Source organism: Psychrobacter sp. NPDC078929, from assembly GCF_050267985.1.
Lineage (GTDB): Bacteria > Pseudomonadota > Gammaproteobacteria > Pseudomonadales > Moraxellaceae > Psychrobacter.
Genome location: NZ_JBNNFX010000007.1, coordinates 97,714 through 119,460, shown reverse-complemented (window position 1 = coordinate 119,460; position 21,747 = coordinate 97,714). Strand labels below are relative to the sequence as shown.

The 21,747-nt window shown below is 42.2% G+C and carries 21 protein-coding genes and 2 tRNA genes; 11 read left to right on the top strand and 12 right to left on the bottom strand.

Annotated features, from left to right (window positions below; genetic code table 11):
* The first annotated feature begins 477 nt into the window (after positions 1–477).
* Both ACQKCG_RS05930 and lptG read left to right on the top strand, forming a co-directional pair.
* The gene (locus ACQKCG_RS05930; RefSeq protein ID WP_134292245.1) at positions 478–1,788 is read left to right on the top strand and encodes an LPS export ABC transporter permease LptF; all 1,311 of its coding nucleotides are present in this window, start codon (positions 478–480) and stop codon (positions 1,786–1,788) included.
* Complete coding sequence (gene lptG / locus ACQKCG_RS05925) at positions 1,788–2,996, top strand: LPS export ABC transporter permease LptG (RefSeq protein WP_134292246.1); 1,209 nt, start codon at positions 1,788–1,790, stop codon at positions 2,994–2,996. Before ACQKCG_RS05930 ends, lptG begins: the two co-directional genes overlap by 1 nt.
* Positions 2,997–3,116: 120 nt before the next feature.
* Here the strand turns inward: lptG and ACQKCG_RS05920 are convergent, their stop codons facing one another.
* Positions 3,117–3,725, bottom strand: coding sequence for a class I SAM-dependent methyltransferase (locus ACQKCG_RS05920; RefSeq protein ID WP_102092644.1), 609 nt, complete (start codon positions 3,723–3,725; stop codon positions 3,117–3,119).
* A gap of 241 nt (positions 3,726–3,966) precedes the next feature.
* Here ACQKCG_RS05920 and ACQKCG_RS05915 point away from each other — a divergent pair, with 241 nt between their 5' ends.
* Positions 3,967–4,410, top strand: coding sequence for a PH domain-containing protein (locus ACQKCG_RS05915; RefSeq protein ID WP_134292247.1), 444 nt, complete (start codon positions 3,967–3,969; stop codon positions 4,408–4,410).
* A 63-nt stretch (positions 4,411–4,473) separates the two neighbouring features.
* Here the strand turns inward: ACQKCG_RS05915 and ACQKCG_RS05910 are convergent, their stop codons facing one another.
* The 7 genes from ACQKCG_RS05910 to recN all read right to left on the bottom strand — a co-directional run bounded on the left by ACQKCG_RS05910 (position 4,474) and on the right by recN (position 9,913).
* Positions 4,474–4,803, bottom strand: coding sequence for a DUF3817 domain-containing protein (locus ACQKCG_RS05910; RefSeq protein ID WP_134292248.1), 330 nt, complete (start codon positions 4,801–4,803; stop codon positions 4,474–4,476).
* 68 nt (positions 4,804–4,871) lie between these two features.
* Positions 4,872–5,810, bottom strand: coding sequence for a site-specific tyrosine recombinase XerD (gene xerD / locus ACQKCG_RS05905; RefSeq protein ID WP_134292249.1), 939 nt, complete (start codon positions 5,808–5,810; stop codon positions 4,872–4,874).
* Positions 5,811–5,876: 66 nt separating this feature from the next.
* The gene (gene tusA, locus ACQKCG_RS05900) at positions 5,877–6,203 is read right to left on the bottom strand and encodes a sulfurtransferase TusA (protein ID WP_134292250.1); all 327 of its coding nucleotides are present in this window, start codon (positions 6,201–6,203) and stop codon (positions 5,877–5,879) included.
* Between the two features lie 92 nt (positions 6,204–6,295).
* Positions 6,296–6,790 carry a hypothetical protein gene (locus ACQKCG_RS05895; protein WP_134292251.1) on the bottom strand — a complete coding sequence of 165 codons (495 nt, stop codon included), beginning with the start codon at positions 6,788–6,790 and terminating at the stop codon, positions 6,296–6,298.
* An 86-nt stretch (positions 6,791–6,876) separates the two neighbouring features.
* Complete coding sequence (ruvX, locus tag ACQKCG_RS05890; protein ID WP_134292252.1) at positions 6,877–7,452, bottom strand: Holliday junction resolvase RuvX; 576 nt, start codon at positions 7,450–7,452, stop codon at positions 6,877–6,879.
* 50 nt (positions 7,453–7,502) lie between these two features.
* Positions 7,503–8,066, bottom strand: coding sequence for a YqgE/AlgH family protein (locus tag ACQKCG_RS05885; RefSeq protein WP_101204671.1), 564 nt, complete (start codon positions 8,064–8,066; stop codon positions 7,503–7,505).
* A gap of 167 nt (positions 8,067–8,233) precedes the next feature.
* On the bottom strand, positions 8,234–9,913 hold the full coding sequence (gene recN / locus ACQKCG_RS05880) for a DNA repair protein RecN (protein ID WP_134292253.1): 1,680 nt from the start codon (positions 9,911–9,913) through the stop codon (positions 8,234–8,236).
* 765 nt (positions 9,914–10,678) lie between these two features.
* On the opposite strand from recN, the gene ACQKCG_RS05875 reads away from it, so the two are divergent.
* Together ACQKCG_RS05875 and rlmB are read left to right on the top strand one after the other, a co-directional pair.
* Positions 10,679–11,014 (top strand): pyrimidine/purine nucleoside phosphorylase, encoded by a 336-nt coding sequence (locus ACQKCG_RS05875; protein WP_057757729.1) that lies wholly within the window; start codon positions 10,679–10,681, stop codon positions 11,012–11,014.
* Between the two features lie 221 nt (positions 11,015–11,235).
* Positions 11,236–12,006 carry a 23S rRNA (guanosine(2251)-2'-O)-methyltransferase RlmB gene (gene rlmB, locus ACQKCG_RS05870; protein WP_102078746.1) on the top strand — a complete coding sequence of 257 codons (771 nt, stop codon included), beginning with the start codon at positions 11,236–11,238 and terminating at the stop codon, positions 12,004–12,006.
* Here rlmB and coaE read toward each other — a convergent pair.
* The 4 genes from coaE to pilB all read right to left on the bottom strand — a co-directional run bounded on the left by coaE (position 11,969) and on the right by pilB (position 16,988).
* Entirely contained in the window at positions 11,969–12,655 is a 687-nt protein-coding gene (gene coaE / locus ACQKCG_RS05865) for a dephospho-CoA kinase (protein WP_134292254.1), read from the bottom strand. The genes rlmB and coaE overlap by 38 nt on opposite strands.
* Before the next feature lie 126 nt (positions 12,656–12,781).
* Positions 12,782–13,681 carry a prepilin peptidase gene (locus ACQKCG_RS05860; RefSeq protein ID WP_134292255.1) on the bottom strand — a complete coding sequence of 300 codons (900 nt, stop codon included), beginning with the start codon at positions 13,679–13,681 and terminating at the stop codon, positions 12,782–12,784.
* A gap of 7 nt (positions 13,682–13,688) precedes the next feature.
* Positions 13,689–14,912: a type II secretion system F family protein gene (locus ACQKCG_RS05855; protein ID WP_134292256.1), complete on the bottom strand. Its 1,224-nt coding sequence runs from the start codon at positions 14,910–14,912 to the stop codon at positions 13,689–13,691.
* A 360-nt stretch (positions 14,913–15,272) separates the two neighbouring features.
* Positions 15,273–16,988 (bottom strand): type IV-A pilus assembly ATPase PilB, encoded by a 1,716-nt coding sequence (pilB, locus tag ACQKCG_RS05850; RefSeq protein WP_134292257.1) that lies wholly within the window; start codon positions 16,986–16,988, stop codon positions 15,273–15,275.
* A 400-nt stretch (positions 16,989–17,388) separates the two neighbouring features.
* Between pilB and tpiA the strand changes: the two genes are divergently transcribed.
* The 6 genes from tpiA to nusA all read left to right on the top strand — a co-directional run bounded on the left by tpiA (position 17,389) and on the right by nusA (position 21,723).
* Positions 17,389–18,213 (top strand): triose-phosphate isomerase, encoded by an 825-nt coding sequence (gene tpiA / locus ACQKCG_RS05845; RefSeq protein WP_134292258.1) that lies wholly within the window; start codon positions 17,389–17,391, stop codon positions 18,211–18,213.
* A 203-nt stretch (positions 18,214–18,416) separates the two neighbouring features.
* Positions 18,417–18,725, top strand: coding sequence for a preprotein translocase subunit SecG (gene secG, locus ACQKCG_RS05840; RefSeq protein WP_021814138.1), 309 nt, complete (start codon positions 18,417–18,419; stop codon positions 18,723–18,725).
* Between the two features lie 141 nt (positions 18,726–18,866).
* Positions 18,867–18,950, top strand: a tRNA-Leu gene (locus tag ACQKCG_RS05835).
* 123 nt (positions 18,951–19,073) lie between these two features.
* Positions 19,074–19,150: transfer RNA gene (locus ACQKCG_RS05830), tRNA-Met, on the top strand.
* Positions 19,151–19,602: 452 nt separating this feature from the next.
* On the top strand, positions 19,603–20,103 hold the full coding sequence (gene rimP / locus ACQKCG_RS05825; protein ID WP_057757748.1) for a ribosome maturation factor RimP: 501 nt from the start codon (positions 19,603–19,605) through the stop codon (positions 20,101–20,103).
* Between the two features lie 135 nt (positions 20,104–20,238).
* Positions 20,239–21,723: a transcription termination factor NusA gene (nusA, locus tag ACQKCG_RS05820; protein WP_057757751.1), complete on the top strand. Its 1,485-nt coding sequence runs from the start codon at positions 20,239–20,241 to the stop codon at positions 21,721–21,723.
* Positions 21,724–21,747 lie beyond the last annotated feature (24 nt).

Here is a 21,747-nt window from a genome sequence, read left to right as displayed (position 1 = left end):
TTGACGATATAAGTATATTTTTCTATTAGTCAGTCTAGCAATTAATAACAGAGATAAATGTTCGATGATACGAATGACAAACAAACCTTTCTAAAATAAATAAAGCAAAAACTTAGCGCTATAAATGCTATCAATTCGATGTAATTTGAGGTTTTATCAATTATTTATCCAATACTTGCTATATTTGTTACTTACTGTCAATAATGCGCTCTCAGCAAGGTGTAGGTAATGTTTTCAAACACATTTCACAGCCATTTTTGGGCAAAACATGCTAGCATTAGCGGTTATATCTGTCGCTTGTGTTTATTGAGTATGACTAACCAGTCGCTTAGTAACGTTTACCGTTATTTGAGTATTTAGATGACCCATATCATGCTGATGATATGTCGTCATACGTCCTAAATATTTAATAAGCTCATCATCAATCGCGCGCATACCAACCGTTTAAGAGTACCCATTGTGATATTACGCCGCTACATGACACAACAAGTTGCCTCGACCACTGCCTTAGTGTTGGGGTTTTTGGTAGTGATGATGCTCGGCGGTCGTTTGATACGCTATTTTGGCATCGCTGCTGAAGGTCGTTTGGACGTCAGTCTACTGTTTACGATCATTGGGTATAACCTACCGTATTTTTTAGAGCTCATTTTACCGTTAGCATTCTTTATCGCTTTGATGCTGGTATTTGGTCGCTTGTATGTCGATCAAGAAATGGCAGTGATTAATGCTAGTGGCGTGTCTCGAGGTAAGCTTGCTCGGTTAATGACACCGTTAATATTGGCGCTGTTCGTTGGTGAAGCGGCGCTATCTGTCGTTGGCAAGCCTTGGGGTGTTCGCTCGTCTGAAGCTGTGTGGCAGCAGCAAGCATTGACCAGTGCGTTTGATTTGATCCGTCCGAACGAGTTTATCAGTAGCGGTAATTATCATTTATATGTGGGTAGTCTCAGCGATGATAAGAAAAAATTGCAAGATGTGATCTTGATCCAATCTGAACCTGCGAAAAAAGGTAGTGCTGCTGAAAGTGTCGATGCTAATGCTACTGATATGAATAATACGATCGACAGCGAAACAGCCGAACAAATTGGCATATCTAACATACCAAAAAATATTATAAATAGTGGTGCAAAGGACATTAGCAAAGACACGATTACGTTGGCTAAGCGTGCTGAGCAAGTGAATACTGGCAATAGCGGCGTTACTCAGTTGGATTTGTTCCAAGGACGTCGTTACGAAGTTGGCGCAGGCAGTCTGAAATATAATCAAGTCGCTTTTGATCGTTATCGCATCACCTTGACTGAGTCTTCACAGGAAGTTATCACCGAAGACAATATTGAAATGCAGAAGATTGGACCATTGTGGCAAGTCGCAACGAGTAGCTCACCATCAGGCTCTAACAGTGCAATGCGCGCTGCACAAGGTGAGCTTGGCTATCGTTTGGCGCTACCATGGCTGATGATTATCGCGCCTATGTTGGCCGTGCCACTGGCGCAAGTCCGTCCGCGTCAAGGACGTTGGCTGCGCTTGTTTCCTTCTATCTTATTATTTGTCAGCTGTGCATTAGGTATCATCTCGCTCAAAAACGCGGTGAGCAAAGACAGCATCAGCGTATGGGCGTATGCATGGCTTATCTTAGGATTTATGGCATTGGCGCTTTATATGAATTGGGGTAGCCGTGTGCAACATCGACTGCGCTTTCGCAAACAAGAAAATAGGCTAGCCGCTGCCACCACTAGTTCAGTTAGCGACATAGATAATCAGAACAACAGCTCACAAGGAGGGCAGTTTTAATGCGCTCTTTATTTGCTAAGTCAGCCGAGTCTGATCAATTGGCTAAGAAACCTGCCAATCTAAAAGTCCTCAGTCGCTATGTCAAACTCAACGCTCTATTGGCTATTATCGCTGCCGTCATTGGTTTATGGGCCTTGCAGCTGATTTTCTCTTACTTATCAGAGCTTGATTCTTTAGGCGATAACTACACCATGGGCGAGGCGCTCAAATATATCTTTTATCGCTCGCCTTACTTTTTAGAGCAATTTATCCCAACGGGTGCGCTATTGGGTGCTGTCATAGGATTGGGCTTGCTAGCTAATAAAAGCGAGCTGGTCGTCATGCGCGCGGCTGGGGTCAGTATCTATCGTATCGTCGGCTGGGTATTACAGCCCGCTTTGATATTTGTGCTATTGGCATTGGCTATCAATCAGTTCGTCCTACCGTCTTCTAACCAGTTAGCGAAACAGATTAATGATGAAGACAGCACCTCACTGGTCACATCAGTACGCGGCTACTGGACGATACAGCCACGTTTCGAAACCGCAGAAGATGGCAGTGCAACACCTGATGGTAGCGATATTTTATATATTGATTATGCTGATGTCGCGGGTAATATTGGCGAGGTGAAACGCTGGCATTTGGACAATAACGGTAATTTACAAACTGCTGTTCACGCGGAAGGTGGGAAATATACTGGCCGTGAACCAATTGATGTAAATAGTGAGAAGCCAAGTGAGCAGTATCGTTACGAGTGGCAATTAAACGATATGGTTAAGCTCTCTATCAATCAAGGTTTTGAGAGTAGCCAAGCCGTTTCACCATCAGATACGTTAAGCTTACCCTTTGCCCCAGAGTCTGTGTATCTGCTGACGCGTAAGGCAGAAGATTTGTCATTGACGCAGCTGTACGAGCATCGCGCGTTTATGCGTCAACAGGGCAATCGCTCCTTAGAGCATGAAGTGGCATTTTGGCAAAAGCTACTATCGCCATTATCCATATTGTCGCTAGTGATTGTTGCTTGTTCATTTGTCTTTGGCTCGCTACGGACGCACAGCTTAGGCTTGCGTATCGTCGTGGCGTTGTTGTTTGGTTTGCTATTTAGCTATATTCAAGACTTAGTTGGTTTTGTATCGCTAGCCACAGGCTTTTCACCAATGCTCATGGTGCTATTGCCGATTATCGGCAGCGCGCTATTAGGCGGATATTTGATAAAACGCCAGATGTAGAAGGATAGTTGGTCATACAAAATAAAAAGCACGCTAAATCTAATTTAGCGTGCTTTTTTATGTCGATTTCAATTTAAGCTTCAGTTTAAATGGCCGAAACTCAATCATGGAAAGCTAAAACTAGTCTTTGGTCGCCATCGTAATCGTATAGGTTTTACCTTGTTTGATTTTATCGCTATTACCAAACACTTCGGTAAACGAGCGTTTCACAAATTGGCGCAGACCATTGATGGTGACGACATAAAAACGGCCACCTTTACGCATGCGTGCATAAGCATCGAGGAAGTATAAGTAATGCTGCTCTTTACCGACTTTGGCTGGCAAGTTTGACATCACAAGGCTAAAGTCTTTGTCTTTTGCCACATGATTAAAGCCATTTGATAAATGTACATCAACATTGTTTAGACCATTTTTTTCACAGTTACGGCGTGCGTATTCTACTGCCATAAAGTCTTTATCAATCAGCGTATGCTGACCATTCGGACATTCACGTGCTGCCGTCATACCAAGTACACCATAACCACAGCCCAAGTCGATCGAATCATCATCTTGTTCAAAATCTACATAATCAAGTAGCATTAAGCTACCGTCATCGAGCTTTTGCGGTGAAAAAATGCCCCACGTGGTCGCAAAATCAAACGGCTTACCCAGCACTTCTTGGCGAAAATTGATATCTTCGCGCCAGTGTTCGGCGTTTTTTAACAGGTCAGAAGGTGGTCTATGGCTCATGGGATTCTCGGATAATAGATAGGTAAAAGGTAGTGCGCAGCCCAGTTAGGTAGCATGTATATCATGACGCACTTTAATAAGGGTATTGTAACGAGAAAAGGGCAGGTTTGCAGCTATCTATTTATGGAACTGCATTTTGCTATATCGCAAAAACTTTTAAGAAAAAATGTTAGAGACATTAGATAAGAGGTAACGCTTAATATAGAATCAAATTTAACCTGATAGTTGCTAAGTATTATTTATGCCAGACATTACATTCGTATCTAAAGTAGACTTCTGGCTTGCACTGTTACTTTGGGGTTTGAGTTTATTTACTGTGTCTGTTCCATTATGGCAGTGGAAGCGAGGTGCTCACAAATCCCTCATACAAACCATATTAATGACGGTTACTCTCATCCCTATTGCAGCACTAATGCTCATCCCTTTTTTCGGTACTAAGTACATATTAACGAACGAACAGCTACAAGTAGATAGTGGATTCTCTGTTCAAAAAATTGAGATTACAGATATCACCTATATTACGCCGACTCGAAGTATGAGTTCTGCGCCAGCACTATCATTGGATAGGATTAAAATATCATATCAAGATGAAGAAATACTAATCTCACCAAAAGACAAGTTACGTTTTTATCGGGAGATACAGGCACGTAATCCAAGTATAGCGATAGATGAAGCAGGCGAATAGAATAGCATTATAGTTAGCCGCGTTGAGCCATATATCGTTCCTGATGTTGAATTTTTCTTGAAACTACTTACTCAAACTCTTATTTAATAAGTGATCAAATATAAATGGTCCGAATGGCAAAAACGAGCCGAGCACACCAGCAGGTAGCGCCCAAAGCGGCATTTTTATTCTGCTCGCGGTGATGATCAGCACTATGGCATAGGCAACGAATAATACCCCATGCACTGGACCGACATAGCTTACCGCTTCTGGAATATCGAACATATATTTGAGTGGCATCGCGATACCAAGTAACAATAGAAAAGACGTGCCTTCTAAATAACCCATGATAGTAAGATTTCTGAGTGCAGAGTTTTGACGCTTCGTTAAGGCAGATGGTTGAGCTTGCGACACGATATATTCCTTTTACAATCATCAATAATATTAGATTTCAATGCTGGCCATATGACAATATGGCAAGGCTACCCACGTGGATGATGTTCGGCATGCAATTTCTGCAATCTTGCCGTTGCTACATGAGTATAGATTTGCGTGGTTGATAAATCGCTATGTCCTAGCAATAACTGCACACTACGCAAGTCTGCACCATGATTGAGCAAATGCGTGGCAAATGCGTGACGTAGCGTATGCGGTGATAATTCTTTATCGATACTGGCAACTTTGGCGTACTTCTTAAGTAGATACCAAAAGTTCTGCCGCGTCATATAGCCACCTTGCGCCGTCAAAAATACCGCTTGGCAATTGCCTGATTTTAAATGAGCAATCAAGTCGCCACGCCCATGAGACAGATAATCTTCCAATGCATCCGCTGCATATTCGCCGAGGGGCACCAATCGCGTTTTATTGCCTTTCCCCGTGATTTGTAGCCAGCCTGAGTTTAGATTCACTTGCTCTAATGAGAGGTTAATCAACTCACTCACCCGCAGACCGCAAGCGTATAAAACTTCTAGCATGGCTTTATCACGGAGACCGAGCGCGGTGCCGGTATCAGGTGCAGCAAGTAGATTATCGACGTCAGCCTCGGCTAAGTCTTTTGGCAGCGGACGTCCGAGTTTTGGACTTTTAATACGCTCACAAGGATTATCTTCACGCAAATTGCTGGCGATCATCCATAGATAAAACTGACGCAAGCTTGAGAGCATGCGTGCTTGGGTACGTGGAGTTTTGCCATCTTTAGCAAGGAGCGACAGACAATGCAGCACATCATCAGGCTGCCATCGTGTCAGGGCGCTAGAATTGGTCAGCTCACAAGAGCGTAGGTCGCGGACGTACGCATTACGAGTACGCGTCGCTAGACCGCGCGCCAGCATGGCTTGACGAAACTCAGTCATGTAAGCTGGCTCATCATCGACCGCCAATGCTTTAGGCTGTCGTTGTTGCACGGCGCGATCACGGCTCATAGGACGATACTCAGGTAGGGGTTAAGTGAGCAATAACAGACAGTTATTAAAATAATGCCAAACCTATCATGCCATTTTTTTCTTAACCAGATAGCGATATAGCGTTACGCTTGCAGGCGTATCATCATCGCTATCGATGGTGATTTCATCAGGGTCAGCATCTAAGCTCACGTTTTCAGCCAGTGTTTCTTGACCTACTAGTTCATGACCCAGGTGACGACAGAAATTCGGAATGTCGCGCGTGGTAGCCGGATCCGTCGCCAATATTTCAATCACTTCACCGCCATCTGCTTTGCGAATGACGCGATGTAGCATCATGACCGGCTCAGGACAAATCAGCCCTTGAGTATCTAAGTGATGGTGGATAGGCGTGTCTGGTATCGAAGTGGTCATAGTCATTATCATAAAGCTAAATAAGTGGGTTGGAGGACGAGTAGGGTAAGTAGTTTGCTTAAGTGCTTATCATGGCGTACTTTGTAGGTCTTCTATGCTTCAGTACTTTCAGCCTCTTCGTCGACTTCAGGTACATCAGCTACTTCTAAAAAGTTAAAAAATCGCTTAAAACTTACTTTAAATAAAAATGCCACGCCTAGCCAACAAGATAGCCCTAACCATGCAGTATCGGCAAAAATTAATCCGCCAACCAATATAATGGTTGATACGCCAATACTCATGGCAATCATCGACGGTTGATTCAAGCGATAACGATAAACGACTAACGCATCATAAATAGTAATGGGTATCGTGAGGGCTACTAGGGCATATGGCAAATTATAAAATAATTGATAAAGCAGTTGGTTATCATGGAAGGCTTTGATACTAGCAATCGTGCCAAAGACCACAAATGCAAAAATAGCCGCATAAATGAGATAAATCGCTATTTGGTTGGCACGTTGGGCGCCTTTAATACGGGCAATAGCAAGTGGAGCAAAACCATGCTGTGACTTATGTTGCGAGGGTTGGTCTGAGACAGTGGTCATAGTAATCAGTCATTTATCCGTTAAGAGGTACGATGTATCGAAGTGACATTATAGCCGCACACGTGTCTTTTACCTATTTGGCTGCTTTATTCTGCTTTGATTGCATCGATAGCGATACTGCTATTAGGATCAGCAAAATAGGTCGACATTAGAATACAAGCGGAGATATCATCGATTGGGTCGCGTTCGTTTTTGATCCAACCATTGTCCCATGCGATTTCTCTTGCTTCGATTGAAGTCAGCCGCTCATCACACAGTGATACGGTCACTGGCAAATGTTGCTCCATCACTCTATGGGCCAGACGACGAGCGAATTTGTGTGCTCGTTTTGAAAGCATAGAGCTAGTGCCATCCATATTAAGCGGTAGGCCAACCACGACTTGCGCCACGCCCCAGACTTTGATGATACCAATTAGATTGTCCCAATCTGGCTGACCGTTATTCATCGCCAATATGTCAAAGGCACGCGCTGTCTGCGTAATGGTATTACCGAGCGCCATGCCCATCTTTTTGACGCCGTAATCTAGCGCCAAGATAAGATGCGGCTTTACTTCTGGCTCGATAGTTTCAGAAGCGCTATTGCTACCGTTATCGAGAGTATCAATATCAATGTCATTATCTATAGCGTCTGTGCTATTGGCCGTAAAAGTACTATCTGCCATAGTAATGGGTGTCCTTTATGTCTTTATCTAAATTCGTAGAGCGTATGATATTACGCATGACCTATGTCACTACTAAGATAGTCGAAATTGACTCCGATTTTGTCGGCTGCGATTTGCCAGCGTTCTTCAAACGGGGTATCAAATAATAAATTCAGATCAGCAGGGCAGACTAACCAGTCACCATTACTGAGCTCCTGGTCTAGCTGTTTTTTGCCCCAACTGGCATGACCTAGGCATAGCTGATAGTGACCGACGCCTTGACCTGCGGCAATACGCTTCAGAATATCTTGGCTAGTCGTGATGCAAACGTTCTCTGAAATAGCAAAAGAAGACGCCCATTCTGGCTGACCAGTATGCAGCACAAAGCCGACCTCAGGATACATAGGGCCACCCTCTAATGCCACATCTTCCATCACCTGCGGATTGGTCACTTCAATATCTAAATCTTCTAGTAGCTTACCTACGCGAGATTGCTCAAGCGGACGATTGACCATCAGACCTAGCGCACCGTGCTTGTCATGACGGCAAATATATATAAGTGCCTGCTCAAACCTTGGGTCTGACAGCTCTGGTGCTGCAATCAAAAAATGATGGGTCAAATTGGTTTTAGACATAGAAACAAACGCAACCTAATAACAAGGGTGAAAGACCACTATATGGTGATAATCAATAGAAAAGCAAGATTCGCACTAATTGCTACTGACTATTACTGAAATTCAAATAACCATTCGTTTTGATGAAAACGAATGGTTATTTAACGTTAGATAGGTCAGGTAGAGCGTTATTTAACATCGGATAATAAGCTGCGGGCATGATCGCGCGTGACATCAGTGATAATGACACCGCCAGACATACGTGCCAGCTCGTCTACTTGCGCACTGTCGGTCAGTATGAGTAGCTCGCTTTCGGTCTGTTCTTGATGGTGCTTTTGTACCAAGATATGTTGATGCGCTTGTGCCGCGACTTGTGCTTGGTGTGTGATCGCGAGCAATTGCTGCGTTTGCCCAAGCGCACGTAGTAGCTCGCCGACCACTTGCGCAGTGCCACCACTGATACCGACATCGACCTCATCGAATACCAGCATAGGCTTGGCGGCGTTGTTATCAGCATTGGTCGCTTGTAAGACTTGCATCACGAGCGCCATACGTGACAGTTCACCACCTGAGGCGATTTTGTGTAGAGGCTGCATCGGCATGCCAACATTGGCGCTAAATAATAAATCAATATCGAAACAACCTTGTGCATTGTACTGACTAGGTTCAGATCTTTTAGTAAAGACAAATTCACAGCGAGCATTGGGTAGCGCAAGCGGTTGTAGTTGTTTGATGAGTTGCTTACTAATTATTGGGGCAGCTTTCGTGCGCTCTTTATTTAACTGTGTCGCCAAAGCGAGATAGTCTTGCCAAGCCTGCTCAATTTGTGCTGCCATTGCATCACTGCTTGGCTCGTTCTCTAGCTGCTCTAATTGCGCTTCCCAGCCCTTTGCTTCATCAATTAAATCACTCGCTGGCAAGCTATGCTTACGTGACAGACGATGTCCTAAGCTGATTAAATTGTCTAGTGTTTGCAAGCGTTCAGGATCGGGTAGCTGCTGTTCGGCGTAATCTGATAGCAGGGCAGTCACCTCAGTGATTTGCTGCTGTGCTAGATGTAGCTGTTCAGAAGCTTGTTCAAACGTTTGACTGACGCCTACTTGGTTGTCACAGAGTTTAATCGCTTGTCCGAGCAAGGTCATGACGTCTGGCTCATCGGTATCATTGTCGAGCAAATGCAGACCATGACTGGCCTCTTGCATTAAGGCTTCAATATTGGAGAGCTCTTCGTGTTCAGATTCAACTTCTGCGTAGTCCACAGCCAATAACGGCGCAATATCTGCTAATTGGCTCTGCAATAACTGAATACGATCTTGACGCTGGGCTTCACGGCTCGCGATATCATCCGCGCGACGTTTTAGCTGCTGATAGGCTTGATAGCTACTGGCAGTTTGGTTGGCTAACGGTGTTATCTGTGCCATCTCATCAAGCCATTGCACCACAAATTGCGGCTTGAGCAACGCTTGCTGAGCATGTTGGCTATGTATATTGACCAATAAAGTGCCTAAACTCTTTAGCTCCGCTAAGCTAACCGGTGAACCATTTAGCCATGCTTTTGAGCGGCCAGTATTGCTTAATTGTCGACGAATAAGTACTTCAGGCTCTTCTAGCGGTCGCTCATTTTTGGTAAACCACTCAGCGACGATACTGTTATTTTCTACATCGAATTGAGCGTAGATATCCGCATGCGCAGCGCCATGCCTGACCATCGCACTGTCTGCTCGCTCACCGACACATAGTGATAGTGCATCTAGCAATAACGACTTGCCAGCACCTGTTTCACCAGTGATGACATTAAAACCTTCAGCCACGCTCAGCTCATGCTGAGCAATCAACGCAAACTGATGTAAAGTTAACGATACTAGCATCAACGCCTCTCAGGACAGACAATGGACATCATATAAATCTTAAGAAGCCATCTATAAATAGGGTAAATAAGGAAATGAAAATATCTATTTAAACTTGCTAATTAGATAAATATTGTAGGCAAATAGTATGGTGTTAAATGTGCGTAAATACAAACTTTAAGACGAGGTATAACAGAATTTATTATTGGGAGATTACCATAAAACTATTAAAAACTGACAATAAATCATCAACATAATATCTATGATATTAATCATTAGGGTCATTGGATATTCAAAGATAAGCATAGTATGCGAAGAAGTATTTTGACTGATAATGATAAAAAAATACCTAAGTTAGTGGCCTAGCATCCGCCTAGAAAAATACTAAATAAATATTAAACGAATGGGTAGATACTTGCCATCAAATAGAATTTTCCTAGTCGCTTTAACAAACTTTATAGATATAATGTGGTAGCATAATCTCACATAATGATAAACTCTTCTTATAAGTTTGATGCGCTATGCAACCTAATAACGAGTCATAATTTTGTAAAATTGTAGGCGTATAGTGGTGAAAAACATGCCACTCAATCATTATTCAAAAGCGTTTTCATAGAACCTGTGGCTACCTTTGGCGCGCAGATATCTACTATAGAGGGACAAAGTATCTAAAGCAGGCGTGTTTGCTTACTGGTTGCGTATTTGAAGTCCAGTGCAACTCTGTCGGTACTTTAACCCGTTACTTATTTTTTAGTTTTGCCATAATTATTTGATAAGGAAGCCACTATGACAGCGGCGCAATTTACTAACGTAACAGTTAATGCCCAAGCGACAGTATCTTATGATGGTCGCTGCTCAAGCCATACCATTATGTTTGAGGATGGTCGCCATAAAACGCTAGGCGTGATCTTACCTTGTGACAACTTGGTTGAGCATTATCACTTTAGCACTAATACCTCTGAGCGTATCGAAATCACTAGTGGTGAGTGTGAAGTGAAGATTAATGGTGATGATGAATTCAGCTACTACCGTGCAGGTCAATCATTTGTCGTTGAAGGCAATAGCGGTTTTAACCTACGTACTGAAGAGATTGTTCAATATGTCTGTCATCTAGAAGGCTGATATTATTAATAGGGCGCTTGAGCTTTCATTCTAGCGCTTGTTCTATTACACATTAGTGTTTCGAGAAAATAAACAATATCGGATTGGTATTGTTTATTTCTTTTTTGACGTTTGGTTTACTGTTCTCTCATCATCAATGAGCTATGACAGTTAAAGCCGACGTTATTCTCTTTTATCCCATCGCCTAGTGCGATATCCACTTTATACTTAGTAGGCCTATTATGGCAAAACCCATTTATTTTTACGGCATTCATGCAATTGATGCGTTACTTGAACATCGTCCTCTTGATGGCCTTAGTTTGTTTGTGCAGCAAGGACGTGAGAGTGATAGTCATGTACAAGCTATCATGGCTGAAGCGGAAGCAAACGGCATTAGTATTCAACCAACCCAAAAAGACAAGCTAACGCAGTTATGTGGCAGTCCGCAGCATCAAGGCGTGGTACTCAATGCTCGTCCGTTAGGTTTCGCTGATGAAGGTTTGCTTGATACTATTATTGGTCGTGAACAGTGCTTGTTATTGGTACTAGATCAAATCACAGACGCACATAACTTTGGCGCTTGCCTACGTACCGCAGTGGCTATGGGTGTGGATGCAGTGGTTTGTCCAAAACACCATGCAGCGAGCCTAACGCCAACAGTCGCTAAAGTATCAGTTGGCGCAGCAGAGATGATGCCGATCGTCAGCGTTACGAACTTGGCACGCACGTTATCGCAAATCAAAAATGCAGGCGTTTTCGTATTTGGTACGGCACTTAGTGAAGAGGCTAAACCAATACATGCCGCTGACCTAACTGGCAAGACCGCTATCATTATGGGTTCAGAAGGGGAGGGTATGCGTCGTCTGACAATGGAAAGCTGTGATGAGTTGGTTTATATTCCAATGTCAGGAAACGAGCATGGTAATCTACAGAGCCTAAATGTGAGTGTTGCTACTGGCATGGCGTTGTATGAGGTTAATCGCCAGCGAACTTTAGCTGCTGGGCAAGCGTAAGATACTCTTGGTGCAAGGGTTCTAGTTGTAGATATAGAGAGGCAAGGTCGCTCTCATTGAGTATGACATTATCCGCATGACGATTACGCTCTTCACGACTCAGCTGATTGGTCATAATGGCCTTAATTTTTTGTATGCTTTGATCATCACGCTGACTGGCACGCGCAAGCTGCGTGTCTTCGGTGGCATCCATGACTAAAATACGTTGACATAAATTAGCCAGTCCTGCTTCTGCCGCCTCTATAAGTAGGGGCGCAGACAAGATTATATACGGTGAAGTACTAGCATCTAGCTGTGCATTTGCTGTCTCACGTATCGCTGGGTGAGTGATAGCCTCAAGCTCAATCAGCGCTTCAGGATTTGCAAATACGTGTGTGCGTACTGCCGCCCTATCCATGACACCATCATCCGTCAATATCCAATCACCAAATTTTTTCTGAATTTTCTGCAGAGTGGCGCTACCTTTAGCGACAATCTCATGAGCGATTACGTCTGCATCAATAATATCGATGCCTTGCTCAGAAAACCAAGCACTAGCGGCAGATTTGCCACTACCGATACCACCCGTCAAACCAACCACAAGCTTCTTATTTTTTGGTTGCGTGGTTTGTGATTGGCGTGAATAAGAGTGTGATGTATTTTTTGACATAATAATGGCTTATCTGATAGATAGAACAATGAATGCAGCTTTAAACTCACAATTGGCCTTTTAAGGCTTTATTTATGAGTTACTGCAGAAAATTTCCTACAATAATCTAATGTATACTATCAGTTATTAGACATACATACCAAGATACCAGCTGACGATATCTGAGCCGTATAATAAGGCGACAATACCTGCTATAGCGATATAAGGCCCAAAAGCAAAAGGTCGGCTTTCACCTTGTTTTTTCATCAAGATCAGCCCAACAATAGAGCCAAGTAAAGACGATAATAGAATAATCAAGGGTAACATTATAGGTCCGAGCCAAGCACCTAATACTGCCAATAGTTTAAAATCCCCTTGACCCATTCCATTTTTTTTAGTGATTAAGTAAAACACTTTGACTACTATCCATAGTGATAAAAACCCAAGTAGTAATCCCCATATCGACTGTGTTGGTGAAACGAACCAGCTCTGTGAGTTTACCGCCAATCCTAAGCCTGCCAAAGGGAAGGTTAGACGATCAGGTAGTAGCTGTGTGTCAAAGTCGATACCTGTTAGAGCAACCAGTGTCCATACTAAAACCAATGCGGACAAACCTGTAGTATTTACACCGAACTTATATATTACTAATACGGATAAGAGAGCAGTGACTAGCTCAACGAGAGGGTAACGCAGACCGATAGCTGCTTTGCAACTTGAACAGCGTCCGCGTAGTAATAGCCAACTTATTAAAGGGATGTTTTCATACCACTTAATTTTATGTGCGCAACGAGGGCAGCGTGAAGCTGGGTGACTTAAAGTAATCGGTTGGTCAGTAGCGACAATATTTGCTATGGGTAGCGTATGCTCGCGTGGTATATCTGCCTGTTCAGACATAAACTGGCTACACTCTTGTCTCCAAGCATATACCATAATGAGTGGTATGCGATGAATCACAACATTTAAAAAACTGCCAACACAAAGACCTAACAGGCCAAATACGAATAAAGCTAGGGTACCGTTCTCTTGTAGTAACTGTATAAATTGCATCAAATCATTATCCTACTACTGCGCCCATTTGGAAGATTGGCAAGTACATTGCAATGACTAGGCCACCAATTAATACACCCAATACCGACATAATGAGTGGCTCCATCAAGCTAGTTAGACCATCAACAGCGTTATCAACTTCATTCTCGTAGTAGACAGCGACTTTATCTAGCATTTCTTCTAAGCTACCAGACTCTTCGCCAATGCCAACCATCTGAATAGCTAAACTTGGGAACAAGTTGGTAGATCGTATAGAAAACTGTAATTGCTGACCAGTAGATACATCACTCTTAATTTGCTGAGTTGCATTGTAAAAAACAACATTATTGGTCGCACCAGCAGTAGAATCTAAGGCATCGATAAGCGGCACACCAGCAGCAAAAGTTGTAGATAGCGTACGTGCAAACCGAGCAATAATTGCTTGATAAGCAATGTTTCCAAAAATTGGAGCCTTTAGAGTAGCCCGATCCAAAAAGTCACGGAACTTTTTAGACCGCTTTTTAGCCTCAGTAAAGCTGATAATTGATCCACCAATGACAATGATCAAAATAAACCACCATGCCTGCATCCATTCAGACATCGCTACTACCATCTGAGTAAAAGCAGGTAATTCCGCTCCAAATGATTCAAATAATCCAGAGAATACAGGTACTACCTTTACGAGCAAAATTATAGTGACAATGATAGCAACTACGATAACAGCAATAGGGTACTTCATCGCCTTTTTGATTTTCGCTTTTAGAAGCTCACTCTTTTCTTTGTAAGTAGCGACTCGTTCAAGCATCGTCTCAAGTGCACCTGATTGTTCACCAGATTCAACAAGGGAGCAGAATAAATCATCAAAGTAACGAGGATGTTTGCGCAATGCAGAAGCAAAAGTACCACCTGCTTCAATATCTGCTTTGATTTGCAATACTAAGTCTTTCATACTCGGATTATCGAGGGAGTCGGCGACAATTTCAAAAGACTGAGTTAACGGTACACCCGCTTTCATCATTGTTGCTAATTGCCGAGCAAAAATAGCAATATCAATGGCTTTAATGGCTTTCTTAAAGGTATAAAGTGGCTTTGGTTTTTTCTTAATTCCTTTAACCGTGATACCTTGTTTACGTAGAGTTGCCTTCGCTAGCTCTAAACTACGACTGGTAGTTTCGCCCTTAACTTTCTGTCCGCGTCGATTCACACCGTCGTAAACAAAATCTAACAACATATCAGTCTTAGCTTTTGCCATGTTACTACCCTCAAAATTGTCCAATATAAATTGTAAATTTACAATAGAATACCAGACTTAAATACCAGTCAGGCATACTTTATTTTAGCGCAAAAAACCAGTGTCTATCTGTTTTATTTTTAAAAGTATCTGATAGTGAAAGTTACAGATTTATAATTTATTTAATGATTAGCAGTTAGAATAAAAGGTGGTGTATCAAAAAGTATGCTGATTAAAATTCGAACAATTTTTGAAGCCTTTAAAGCCCTATAGAATCAGGGAACTTAGCATAGATTTCTTATTGACTTTTATCGCTAGCATACTTTTTGATACACCACCGAATAAAAAAACGCATCGTACATCTTCTATAATTTTTACTTATCATTCAGAAGTTACTCGCATCATCTCTTGAATACTGGTGACACCTTGCAACACCTTTAAAATTCCAGAACGACGTAGGTCGCGGAACCCGTTTTTAATAGCAGCGTCTTTGATGTCTATTGCATTACCATCTTCCATAATAATGCGTGAAATATCAGGGCTGACTTTCATCACTTCATAGATGCCCACACGACCTTTATAACCTTCACGGCATTCATTACAGCCGACTGGTTCATAAATAACATTATCAGTGTTATCCAGATCAGTATCAGTAAAACCAATCTCTAATAAGCTCTGACGCGGTATGCTAATAGGTTTTTTACAGTTCTTACAGAGACGTCGTGCCAATCGTTGAGCAATAACTAAATTAACTGATGTGGCAATATTGAAAGAGGCTACACCCATGTTACGTAGACGCGTTAATGTTTCAGGTGCCGAGTTAGTATGCAAAGTAGAAAGAACCATATGACCTGTCTGCGCCGCTTTAATCGCGATCTCAGCAGTCTCAAGATCACGAATCTCACCAACCATGACAATATCAGGATCTTGACGTAAAAAAGACTTGAGCGCATTGGCAAACGTTAGACCAACTTTGGCATTAACGTTGACCTGGTTAATTCCTTCAAGGTTAATTTCAACTGGATCTTCAGCCGTTGAAATATTGGTTGCGCCAGTATTCAAGATGTTGATACCAGTGTAAAGGGAGACCGTCTTACCAGAACCAGTAGGACCAGTGATAAGCAACATGCCTTGTGGTTTGTGTAATGCCTCTAAAAACATTTCCTGCTGATCTGGTTCATACCCCAATGCATCAATACCTAACATGGCTGAGGATGGATCAAGGATACGCAAAACAAGTTTTTCACCGAATAACGTCGGTAATGAGTTTACCCGGAAATCAATCGCTTTATTTTTAGAAATTTTTAGTTTAATACGCCCATCTTGCGGTACCCGGCGTTCTGAGATATCCATTTGCGACATGACCTTTAGACGTGCTGCAATTTTATTCGCAAGTTGAACAGGTGGGCTGGCCATTTTTTGCATGACGCCATCGACACGAAATCGTACTCTAAAAGATTTTTCGTATGGCTCGAAATGTAAATCAGAAGCACCCATACGGATAGCATCGACTAGCATTTTATTGACGAATTTTACGACAGGTGCTTCATCGACGCCGTCGTTCAGCTGAGTTTCGCCATCCTCTTTATCTTCATCACCGTCTTCAAAGCCAACATTTAAATCACTATCAGAGAAGCTATCAAAGCTTTGCATCGTATCTGCATATGCACTTTCAATACGCTTTTTAAGCTTATTTTCTTCGACAACAATGGTTTCTATCGACAGTCGAGAATTAAAGGCAATCGCATCAATGGCATCAACACGTGTGGGATCACTTAGTGCGACAAATAGACGTTGTCCTCGTTTAAAGAGTGGTAAAGCATTAAACTTGCGAACGATTTTTTCATCAACCAAGTCTTTTGGAATAACATCAACGTTTAATGCATCAAGATCAAATAGAGGGTCACCGAAAGCTTGGGATAGCATTTGGGCAAGTAAATAAGCATCGGCCAGTTTATTGTCTACCAGATAAGGTACCAGTCCTATTTGCTGCTGTTGCGATTCAATTTGTGCCGTCTTCATGTTCGCTTCGCTAACGACACCGTCGCTAATCAGTTGCTGCGCTAGACCGCCGTACTTACTGGTTGCGATAGACATTGTAACCTCTCCTTTGATACAAAATATTCTGTAGAACTGCTTGGTATTAGACGTTATATACTTGTCGTTGCTAGTCGATAACTCGCTTGAACTATATTGCTTTGTTTATCTTATCTACCTGCGTATCTATATATATAGCTAGCAATAATATTTGATTTTATAAACTCTGTATTTCATCAACTCTATAGTATAGAACTTTACTTTAGTTTGAAAAATTTATATATACCATTAGACGACTAGCTCGTAAAAATAATGGTCTATTGATGCACTATCTATAGATAAGTTTACAGAAGTGATTCTGCTCATGGTGGCACGCTACTATAGCACTTACGAATTATTTGTTATACTGACGCGCATATTAGCCGAATTGGCATGAATACATGAGACAAGGTAAATAAGTATGCAAGCTTGGGTAATTGGCAATTGGAAACAGAATCCTGCGACTAACAGTGCTGTCAATGCACTGTTGGACGACTTATTGACTAAAGTTAATACTGAAGAACAAGCCAACTTACAGGCGTCAAAAAACCGCTGTAAATTAATGGTAGCGCCAAGTTGTGTTCATTTAAGTACAGTGAGTACGCGTCTAGCAGGTAGCTCAATACTTTGCGCAGCACAGGACGTTAGTACTTATAGTGCAAGTACAGGAGCCTATACGGGTGACTGCTCAGCACAGCAGGTAGCAGATGCAGGTGCTACTTGGACGCTACTTGGCCACTCTGAGCGTCGTCAATATCACAAAGAGTCTCATGAATGCCTGATAAGCAAATTGTCTCATGCGTTTTCTCAGAACTTAGGCGTGGTGTTTTGTATCGGCGAAACACAAGAACAGTATGACAATGGTCAAACACTCGACGTTATCAATGAGCAACTCTCAGTTATTAAAGACTTGCTGACTCAACAGCCAGATTTGGCATTATCGTTATCTGAAAATCTGCTCATCGCTTACGAACCTGTATGGGCGATTGGTACAGGTAAAGTGCCTACTGTGGCAGAAGTGAGTGAGACTCATCAGTATATTAAGCAAACGGTTGCAAGCTTTGCTGATACAACAGATACGATTACCGTGTTGTATGGCGGTAGTGTTAATGCTGATAATGCCAATAGCTTTGCTTCCGACGCTATGATTGATGGTGCATTAGTGGGCGGGGCCTCATTAAAAGCAGATAGCTTCTTAGCGATCGCTGATGCTTTTAGTCAAGCGAATGCTGAATCAAATAAATAATGCTCAGATATCAGTATCATAGCTGATAGACAGTATGGTTTTATCAGTTGGTAAAAGTAGGTTTAACAGTACCCTTGCAATCGTGTACAATGCGCCTTATTTATATAATCGATTTGGCATCATGAGATGCTAGTCATTATTTTTATTAACTTTACGTTTTATTTTCCGTTATCAGTCGTCATTACGCGGCAAAAGAGGCCACCATGTTTACGTTTATATTAGCCCTGCATATTATCGTGGCCATTGCCATGATCGGCTTGATTTTGATACAGCATGGTAAAGGGGCAGATGCTGGGGCTTCTTTTGGTGCCGGCTCATCAGGTACAGTATTTGGCGCAGCCGGTACTGCTAATTTCTTGACGCGTGCTACGGCAGTGCTAACGGTCATATTTTTTATTACGAGTATGACACTTGCTGTTCATGCTCGTAAGCAAGCAGAAGATCAGTTTCGTCTAGATGCGCCAGTTTCAGCACCGCAAACGCCGCGTCCATTGACTCAAAATCCTGAGTAACCCTCTTTTAAGTAGGCAGCGCTTGCTATTTTGGTAGGTTAGATTTACAATGCTTTCCTGTTTTCGCAACTCCTGTTCTATAGGTGCCTACCTTAAGCATCATTGATTATAGACTGGACGATAGAGACAGAGCAGTACAATGCGATTGTGGTGGAATGGTAGACACGCCATCTTGAGGGGGTGGTGGCGAAAGCTGTGGGGGTTCAAGTCCCCCCAATCGCACCAAGTTTTACAGACGTAGCATAGCGTCAGGTTGGATTTTTAGCAGATAATACTTATTTTATAATTAATTTAAAAAAAGTATTGACACTTCTACAGAACCTCCCTATAATATGCGTTCTAGATTGATGCGGGGTGGAGCAGTCTGGTAGCTCGTCGGGCTCATAACCCGAAGGTCGTTGGTTCAAATCCAGCCCCCGCTACCACTTTTTATACTGATGTTTTGTACACTAAATTTGTCAGTACCGATTAGCCCACCATTATGTTTGTGGGTTTTTTTGTATCTGAAGGTCAGTGTTATCGCGGTATCTATCCTACTTATGCTAAGCTCTAAGTCTATAGAGTACGATATTACTCGTCACTGGTCATCATCGGCCGATACCGGCACGATGCTTCTTAAGCAACACTATCTTTTATTCCTCATACTTTTATCGATAGTAGTGCTTTATAAATAATAAAAGCATTGTTTGGCCGAGCTTGATGTTTTTTACGCTCGTCCCTATATAAATGCACAATATGTATCATATATTTGTGATTTAAAATTATATACTGACCGTGATTCTGATCATTATAAGATTGCTATATATAGATAAGAGTCAATCTTTAATACGGTTTATTAAGTACGATAGATAAGTGAATAGGAAAATACAAAGAGATTATGAAGCTTTCGACTAAAGTTGCAGAACTGACTAATATTATTGCCCCTGCTGTGGCCGCTTGTGATGTATCACTATGGGGTATCGAGTTTGCGCCACAAGGTCGTCGCTCTTTACTACGTATCTATATTGAGGCATTGCCAGAAGAGCAAGCCCAAGATAAACAAGTAACGATTGAAGACTGCGCGGCAGTAAATCACCAAGTAAGCGGTATCTTGGAAGTTCATGATCCTATCGCTGGTGAGTACATCTTAGAAGTATCTTCACCTGGTTTTGATCGTGCGTTTTTCTCAGATGAGCAAATGCATGCGTATGTTGGTCAAACTGTTAGCTTACGTCTGATTCAAGCCATCGGTACAGGCGATCAAAAACGTCGTAAAGCCACGGGTACTTTAGATAGTATTGATGAAAACTCTTTAAAACTGACGTCAAGTGATGGCGAGCAGTTTGAGATCGCATTAAGTAATATTGATAAAGCCAATTTGATTTATGAAGATGCCTAGATTTTTACTAGGGTAACTGTTTATAAATAGACAGTTTTATCTTCCAATAGCTTATGTGGCTTATAGCAACTATATAATAGCAGCACCCAAATTATAAAATTTAAGTCAATTAAAAAATGATAGGACAGGTATAGCATGAGTCGTGAAATCTTAACGGTAGTAGAAACTGTCAGTAATGAAAAGGGCTTAAATCCTGAAGATATCTTTGAAGCAATTGAAGACGCTTTGGTGGTATCGACTAAGAAAAAAGTATATACCGAGCAGCCAGAAGTGGCTGTACGGGTAGCAATCGACCGTGCAACTGGCGATTACGATACTTATCGTTACTGGACAGTGGTTGCAGATGAAGACCATGAAATGCCAGCTTGTCAGCTAGCTATCACCGATCTTGATCAAGAAGAATGGTCAATTGGTGATATTAAAGAAGAGCAAATTGAATCAATCGAATTTGGTCGTATTGCTGCTACACAAGCCAAACAGGTTATTATCCAAAAGATTCGTGAAGCTGAGCGTGCACTAGTTGCAGACGCTTTCGAGCCGCGTGTTGGTGAGATGATGTATGGCGAAGTCAAAAAACAGACTCGTGATGGCTATATCATCGATTTAGGTGACAATGCTGAAGGTTATTTGTCACGCGATCAAATGTTACCACGCGAACAATTACGTGCAAAATCGCGCATTAACGCTATCTTGTACCATGTAAATCGTGAAAACCGCGGTGCGCAGTTACTGTTATCTCGCACGCATCCTGAAATGCTATCAGCATTGATGCAAAAAGAAGTGCCTGAGATTGCAGAACAAATTATCGAAATTCGTAACGTCGCTCGTCTGCCAGGTACTCGTGCTAAAATAGCTGTGAAGACCAACGATCATCGTATCGATCCAGTTGGTGCCTGTATTGGTATGCGTGGTACACGTATCCAAGCAGTGCAGCAAGAGTTAGACGGTGAACGTATTGATGTCGTGGTATGGTCAGATGATCCTGCCCAGTTTATCATTAGCTCTCTAGAGCCTGCTGACGTAAGCAGTATCATTTTAGATGAAGATACGCAAACAGCAGATATTATCTTTAGCACCAATGATCAGTTGGCGCGTGCCATTGGCTCACAAGGTCAAAACGTACGTCTAGCGTCTGAATTGACGGGCTATAAGCTGAATATGATGCTCGAAGAAGAGTATCAGCAACGTCAACAAAACGAATCAAAAGCGTTTATTGAATTATTCTATGAGCGCCTAGAAGTAGATAAAGATTTAGCACAGGCATTGGTTGATATTGGTTTTACCAGTATCGAAGAAGTTGCCTATGTACCAGTTGAGACTTTCTATGATATCGAAGGTCTAGACGATGAAGCGATTGATATGATTCAAGAGCGTGCTAAAGAAGTTGTCATCGCTGATGAACTGGTCAAACAACAGAACATGAAAGAGCCAAGTCAAGAGCTTCAAGAGCTTGAAGGTATGACAGTCAGTTGGGCTTATAAAATGGCGCAAAAAGACATCATTACTGTTGATGACTTGGCAGAACAAGCCGTCTTCGATCTAGAAGATATCGAAGGATTAGACTCTGAAACTGCAGGAAAACTCATCATGAAAGCTCGGGAATCTTGGTTCGATGAATAAGCGGTAACTGCATATCGCTGTCTT